This window comes from Streptomyces solicavernae (genome assembly GCF_029968095.1).
In the GTDB taxonomy this organism is placed as follows: domain Bacteria; phylum Actinomycetota; class Actinomycetes; order Streptomycetales; family Streptomycetaceae; genus Streptomyces; species Streptomyces solicavernae.
Genome location: NZ_JASCIR010000047.1, coordinates 24,611 through 30,726 on the forward strand (window position 1 = coordinate 24,611; position 6,116 = coordinate 30,726).

A 6,116-nucleotide genomic window follows, 5' to 3' on the forward strand; every position below is an offset into this window, starting at 1 on the left:
CAGGAAACCCCGAATGGAGAAGCGGCCCGAACACACCCGACAGGTGCTCATCCGTGCCGCGGCGGAACTCATAGCCAACGGTCGGTTCGCCGACGCCGGTCTCGTGAACATCTGCCGTGCCGCCGGGGTGAGCAGAGGCGCGCTCTACCATCACTTCGGCTCGGTCGCGGAGTTGGTGTCCGAGGTGTACGACCGGGCGCTGGTGCGGATCGACGAACTCGCCGACGAGGCGTTCGGGGGACCGCCGGCCGAGGCGCCGGCGGAGTTCAGCATCGCGCTCGGCGCCGCCCTGCTTGAGGAGGAACTGGTCCGTGCGGGGATCCAGATAGGGGCCGACGGCACGGCGGAGCCGCCGCGACTGCGGGAGTTGACGCTGACCCGGCTGCGCGAGCGGATGACTGAGGGCGCTCGCGAGGGCGCCGGTAAGGGCGGCGCCGGTGACGGCGGCGCCGGTCAGGGCGCCGGTGCGGGCGCCGACGCCGACCGCCTCGCGGACCTCGCCGTGGTCGTCACCGCCGGCCTGGAGTCGCTGGGTCATGCCGACCCCTACTGGTGGAGCCCGGGTGCGGCGAAGCAGATCTGGGGGATGGTCGAGCCCCTGTTCGCCGAAGAGGGCCGGGTGCTGCCACAGCCGCCTCAGCCCTGAGCCGTGCCGGTAGTCGTGCCCGTAGACGCGTCGGAAGCCGTACCCGTACCCGTACCCGTAGCCGTGCCGGAAGCCGTGTCCGAAGGGTCGGGTTGTCCGGGGTCGGTCAGCCGTAGATGGCTGATCATGCCGGGGCTGACGAGCCCCGGCAGCAGGAACCGCCACATCATGGTGACGCGTTCGGGCAGGTCCTTCCGGTCGGTCTGGACCCGGGACATCACCTGGATGCCGGTGAACGTCCCCGTGATCATGTCCGCGGCCTCCGTCAGGTCGATGCCCGGAAGGATCTCGCCCTGCTCCTGCGCCTCGGCCAGCAGCGTCCGGATCGCATCGCCGGACTGCTGGTACGGGGTGGCGGCCGGGTTCCGGAACGACGTCTGCTCCACGGCCAGGCGGACGCAGGCGCGCAGCACCGGATCGTGCTGGAGCCGGTGGGCGAAGCCGAAGGTGATGTCGATGACGGCCTGGAGCTTCGTCGACCGGGCAGGCGGGTCAAGGGCCTCCCCGTGCGCCGTGAGCAGGGCGACGGCGATGGCTTCCTTGGACGGGAAGTGGTGGTACAGCGCCCCCCGGGTCAGGCCGGACCGCTCCAGGATCTGCGTGGTGCTCGCCGAGTCGTAGCCCCGCTCGTCGAAGACCTCCGCGGCCGCCTTCAAGATCAAATTGCGGGACCTGGTCCCGCGCTCCTGCCGTGCCATGTCTCGATCCTCGCACTCAACCAAACCGACTTGTCTGCATCATATGACGGCCACCTGTGTGTCGTACGTCGATGCCGACGCCCTGGCCGGTTGTGGCGGGCTCTGGCGCGATCGAGGGCATCCGGCGCGGCGCTCAGCGGGCCGAGGCAGGGGTGGCCGGGGCGGAAGCCCAGGGGGTGCCCGAGGCGGAAGCTCAGGGGTGCCCGAGGCGGAAGCCGACGCCGCGGACCGTGATGACCCAGCTGCTGGAGCCGAGCTTGCTGCGCAGGCTGCTGACGTGCGTGTCGATCGTGCGCCCCCGGCGCGACCAGGTGTCGTCCCAGATCTGCGCCATCAGCTGGCGGCGCGACACGACGGACCCGGGGTGCGTGGCGAGCAGGTGCAGCAGGTCGAACTCCTTGCGGGTGAGCCCCACCGGCGTGCCGTCCAGGGTGACTTCGCGGGTGGTGGCGTCGATGTGCAGGGGGCCGTGGGAGATCGTCCGGGCCTTCTCCGTGCGCGGGCCGGAGCGCCGCATCACCGCCTCGATGCGGGCGAGGAGTTCCCGGAATCCGTACGGCTTCACCAGGTAGTCGTCCGAGCCGGCCTGGAGGCCGAGCACGCGGTCGAGCTCGCTGCCGCGGGCGGTGACCGTGATGATCGGGGTGTCGCTGACCGCGCGGATGCCGCGGCAGACCTCAAGGCCGTCCAGGTCGGGCAGGTCGAGGTCGAGCAGGATCAGGTCGGCGCGGTGGTGGACGGTCAGGGCTTCGCCGCCGGTGTCGGCGAGTTCGGTGCGGTGGCCCTGGCGTATCAGGCCCTGGGCGAGGGCGTCGGCTGCGGCTGTCTCGTTCTCGACGATCAGGATGCGCAGGGTCTTGTGCTCCGTCGCGGCGTCGGCGGCGGTGCGGTGCAGGTGGGCCAGGGCGTGCTGCGGCAGGGGCTTCGTCGGGTGGCGCTTTTCCATGCGCGGGAGTGGATCGATGGCCTGCTGGTTCATGTGACTCTCCTGGATGACAGGCATGGCATCGCGGACTGGCTGAGCAGGATGATGCCCGAAGATACCAAACAGACTTGTCTGATTGTAAGCGCCAAGGGCAGGGGTTGCGCGTGACCTGTCGGGGCGTCATGTGGGCGCTGGCCTTCCGTTTTTCGGTGCCAGCGTGGGGCGCAAGTCATTCAGGTAAACCCAGGACGCGGCCCTGTGGTCAAAGCTTTACTTGCTTTATTCGGACAGACCTGTCTGTACTTATGGCGTCCGATCATCCGGCCCAGGGGGAGACGCCGATGTCCGGGGTGCCCTTCCCTGCCCAGATCAGCTCAGGAGTGGCACGCATGCAGACACATGCCTTCGCAGTGCACGAGCCAAGTGGGAACGTCGAGGTGCACAGCCGAAGCTCGATCGGAACCCCTGGCATCACCCTGCCGACCGCCCCCGGCAGCCCGGCGTTCACCACCACGGTGCCGCGCGAGTTCGTCCACCGCGCGGCCGTCGCGGAGGTCCTGCTCACCGGCTGGACGGCGGTCCAGGAGCGCGAGGAGGAGCCGGACGCCTTCGTGGTCAGGGCCCAGTGGCCCCGGGGGCACTGCCTCTTCGCCCAGGCCGGCGGCTACCAGGACCCGATGCTCCTGATCGAGTCGGTCCGCCAGATCGGCGCGCTGCTGGCCCACGCCGAGTACGGGGTGCCGTTCGGCCACCAGTTCCTGCTGCGGGACCTCTCGTTCACCGCCGTGCCGGACCTCTTCCGCGCGACGCCGACGCCCACCGAGGTCGAGCTGCACACGTGCTGCCGGGAGGTGACGCGCCGCGGCGGGAACCTCACCGGGATGCGTTACGAGGTCCGGGTGGAGGTCGCCGGAGTGCCCCTGGCCACCGCATCGGCGGCCTTCACCTGCATCGCCCCCAACGTCTACAGACGGCTGCGCAAGGGCCGGCCCACCGGCGCCGACCGGGCGGCCGGCGCCCCGCTCGACCCGGCGACGGTCGGCCGCAGCGGCGCCGAACACGTGGTGCTCACCGACGACGGGGGCGCCGCCGCCGGCCGCGGCTCTTGGGGGCTGCGCATCGACAGCACCCACCCGATCTTCTTCGACCACCCTGTCGACCACGTCCCGGGAATGGTGCTCCTGGAGGCGGCCCGGCAGTCCGCGTACGCGGCGACGGGCCGGCCCGACGCGCTCATCACCGGACTCAGCAGCACCTTCACGAACTACGCCGAACTCGACGCGCCCTGCCGCGTCGAGGCGGTCACGGGCGCGTCCGCCGCCGGTGAGACGCCCGTGCAGATCACCGGGGTCCAGGGCGGCCGGAGCCTCTTCACCGCCGGCATCACGCTGACCACGCCGACCCGTTGAGGCGGGCCGTCGACGCCTCCTCGTCGCACATGTCCTCACAGAGCGCGCACGTCCCCACAGAAGGCACATGTCCTCACGGAGCGCGCATGTCCCCACAGAGCGTGCACGTCCCCGGAGGGCGCGCACGTCCCGGAGCTGGAAGGTGCCTGGTGCAGACCGTCATGATCGCTGGTGCGGCCGGTTTCGTGGGCCGGCACGCAGCCGCCGAAGCCGCCCGCCACGGCGCGGCGCTCACCCTGATGTCCCACCGCCGCATCCCGCCCCGGCCGGGCGGCCGGACCGCGGTGCGGCACGTGCGGGGCGACCTCATGGCCCCGGACTCCCTGCGCGGCGTGTGCGACGGAGTCGACGTACTGCTGCACTGCGCCTCGCAGATCGGCGGAGCGCCCGAGGCCAACGACCTCGTCAACGCCCGTGGGACCGCCGCCCTCGTCGCGGAGGCCCGGCGTGCCGGAGTGTCCCGCATCGTGTACCTCAGCACCGCCTCCGTGTACGGCCGGGGTGTCTTCCGCGGCGCCCGCCCCGAGGAGATCGAGCGCAGACCGGCCTCACCGACCTCACGGTCACGGGCCGCGGCCGAGGACATCGTGGGGGCGGCCGGAGGATTCGTACTGCGTCCGTATCTCGTGTACGGGCCCGGCGACCAGTGGGTCGTCCCCGGACTCCTGCGGCTGCTGCGCGCACTCGACGGCGCGGCGGCGGACTGGGACGCCAGGCTCTCGGTCATCTCCGTGACCGAACTGGCCGCACTTCTCGTTGCGGTGGGGCTCGCGCCACGAGAGCGGCTTTCGGCGCCCGCGTACCACGCCGCCTATCCCGCTCCGGTCCGTGCGTCGGAGCTGCTGCGGGCGGTCGCCGACGGCACGGGCGCCGGCCCGGCCTGGCCGCGGGTCTCGCTCGCCGGGGCCCGGGCCCGCCTGCGCGAGGACCGGGCCGCACCGGGCGCACTGGACATGCTGGCCACCGATCACTGGTTCGGCAGCGAGACGGTCTGGGCGGACACGGGGCGCCAAGTCCCGGGTCCGGCCCAGGACTTGGACTTCCCGAGGATGCGCGAGTGGTACGCGGACCGGGTGGCGGCCTGAGACCTGATTCCGCAGGCCGGATCGGCAACAGCCTTGCGACAGCGACAGCGACAGCGACAGCGACAGCGACTGCAAGCAACGACTGCAAGCAACCACAGCAGCAACGACAACAGCAACGACAACAGCAACGACAGCGAACGAAGGGTTCACCCATGCAGTACACCCACCTCGGCCGAAGCGGGCTCACGGTGTCCCGGCTCGTGCTCGGCACGATGAACTTCGGAAGCCAGACCTCCGAGGCGGACAGCCACACGATCATGGACCGTGCGCATGAGCGTGGCATCAACTTCTTCGACACGGCCAACGTGTACGGCACACGGCCGGGGGAGACCTCCACCGAAGAGATCATGGGCAGGTGGTTCGCCGCGGGCAACGGCCGGCGGGACAAGACCGTCCTGGCCACCAAGGTCTATATCCCGACGGGCAGTTGGCCCAACGAGGGCTTCCTCTCCGCCCTGAACATCCGCCGCGCCTGCGAGGCATCCCTCAAGCGGCTGGGGACCGACCACATCGACGTGTACCAGATGCACCACGTCGACCGGAACGCGCCGTGGGAAGAGGTCTGGGAGGCGTTCAGCGTCCTCCGGCAGCAGGGCAAGGTGCTCTACTTCGGCTCGTCCAACTTCGCGGGCTGGCACATCGCGCAGGCCCAGGAGGCGGCGCGCTCGCAGCACTTCCTCGGCCTGGTCAGCGAGCAGTCGATGTACAACCTGATGACGCGCTGGGTCGAGCTTGAGGTGCTCCCGGCCGCCCGTCACTACGGGCTCGGCCTGATCCCCTGGGGCCCCCTGCACGGCGGTGTGCTGGGCGGCGTGCTGCGCAAGCAGCGCGAAGGGGGCTCCTCGCGCGGCAGCACGGGCCGTTCGGTGCCCGTGCTCGCCCAGCACGGCGACACCATCGCGGCGTACGAGAAGCTCTGCGCCGACCTCGGGGAGGACCCGGCGCACGTCGGACTCGCGTGGCTGCTCGCGCAGGACGGTGTGACCGGGCCGATCACCGGGCCGCGTACGCCCGAGCAGCTCGACAACTCGCTGCGCGCGCTGGAGATCACCCTGGACGAGGAGACGCTGGCCAAGCTGGACGAGCTGTTCCCGCCGCCCGGGCCGAACGGGGCCAAGCCCGCCCCGGAGGCGTACGCCTGGTGACCTCGGCGCTGTCTCCCCGCGGTCGCCGTGCCGGTGAGCGGTCCGGCGACCGCGGGGAGGCGCGCTTCACCAACTGGCTTCACCAACTGGCTCTACCAACTGGCTTCACCAACTGGCTTCACCAACTCTTGTAAGGACCTGTCTTGATCGCTGAAGTACGGGATCGGGACGCTGGCCGGAAGTATTCGTACGCTCAGCAGAAGTGAGG

Annotated in this window: 6 protein-coding genes; 4 read left to right on the forward strand and 2 right to left on the reverse strand. The window is 70.7% G+C overall.

The window, feature by feature from the left end; translation table 11 throughout:
- Nucleotides 1-13 precede the first annotated feature (13 nt).
- Complete coding sequence (locus QIS99_RS30030) at nt 14-646, forward strand: TetR/AcrR family transcriptional regulator (protein ID WP_282516883.1); 633 nt, start codon at nt 14-16, stop codon at nt 644-646.
- Here QIS99_RS30030 and QIS99_RS30035 read toward each other — a convergent pair.
- Together QIS99_RS30035 and QIS99_RS30040 are read right to left on the reverse strand one after the other, a co-directional pair.
- Nucleotides 637-1,344, reverse strand: coding sequence for a ScbR family autoregulator-binding transcription factor (locus QIS99_RS30035; protein WP_282516884.1), 708 nt, complete (start codon nt 1,342-1,344; stop codon nt 637-639). The two genes, QIS99_RS30030 and QIS99_RS30035, sit on opposite strands and share 10 nt — an antisense overlap.
- A gap of 193 nt (nt 1,345-1,537) precedes the next feature.
- On the reverse strand, nt 1,538-2,323 hold the full coding sequence (locus QIS99_RS30040; RefSeq protein WP_282516886.1) for a response regulator transcription factor: 786 nt from the start codon (nt 2,321-2,323) through the stop codon (nt 1,538-1,540).
- 335 nt (nt 2,324-2,658) lie between these two features.
- Here QIS99_RS30040 and QIS99_RS30045 point away from each other — a divergent pair, with 335 nt between their 5' ends.
- From QIS99_RS30045 to QIS99_RS30055, 3 genes are all read left to right on the forward strand, one after another.
- On the forward strand, nt 2,659-3,678 hold the full coding sequence (locus tag QIS99_RS30045; RefSeq protein WP_282516887.1) for a ScbA/BarX family gamma-butyrolactone biosynthesis protein: 1,020 nt from the start codon (nt 2,659-2,661) through the stop codon (nt 3,676-3,678).
- A gap of 149 nt (nt 3,679-3,827) precedes the next feature.
- Nucleotides 3,828-4,763 carry an NAD-dependent epimerase/dehydratase family protein gene (locus QIS99_RS30050; protein WP_282516888.1) on the forward strand — a complete coding sequence of 312 codons (936 nt, stop codon included), beginning with the start codon at nt 3,828-3,830 and terminating at the stop codon, nt 4,761-4,763.
- Between the two features lie 152 nt (nt 4,764-4,915).
- Nucleotides 4,916-5,908, forward strand: coding sequence for an aldo/keto reductase (locus QIS99_RS30055; protein WP_282516889.1), 993 nt, complete (start codon nt 4,916-4,918; stop codon nt 5,906-5,908).
- Nucleotides 5,909-6,116: the final 208 nt, after the last annotated feature.

What these genes read in the sequence shown, in the direction of transcription:
- QIS99_RS30055 (WP_282516889.1), top strand. Translation starts at nt 4,916, where the DNA reads ATGCAGTACACCCACCTCGGCCGAAGCGGGCTCACGGTGTCCCGGCTC.
- QIS99_RS30045 (WP_282516887.1), top strand. Translation starts at nt 2,659, where the DNA reads ATGCAGACACATGCCTTCGCAGTGCACGAGCCAAGTGGGAACGTCGAG.
- QIS99_RS30040 (WP_282516886.1), bottom strand. Translation starts at nt 2,323, where the DNA reads ATGAACCAGCAGGCCATCGATCCACTCCCGCGCATGGAAAAGCGCCAC.
- QIS99_RS30035 (WP_282516884.1), bottom strand. Translation starts at nt 1,344, where the DNA reads ATGGCACGGCAGGAGCGCGGGACCAGGTCCCGCAATTTGATCTTGAAG.
- QIS99_RS30030 (WP_282516883.1), top strand. Translation starts at nt 14, where the DNA reads ATGGAGAAGCGGCCCGAACACACCCGACAGGTGCTCATCCGTGCCGCG.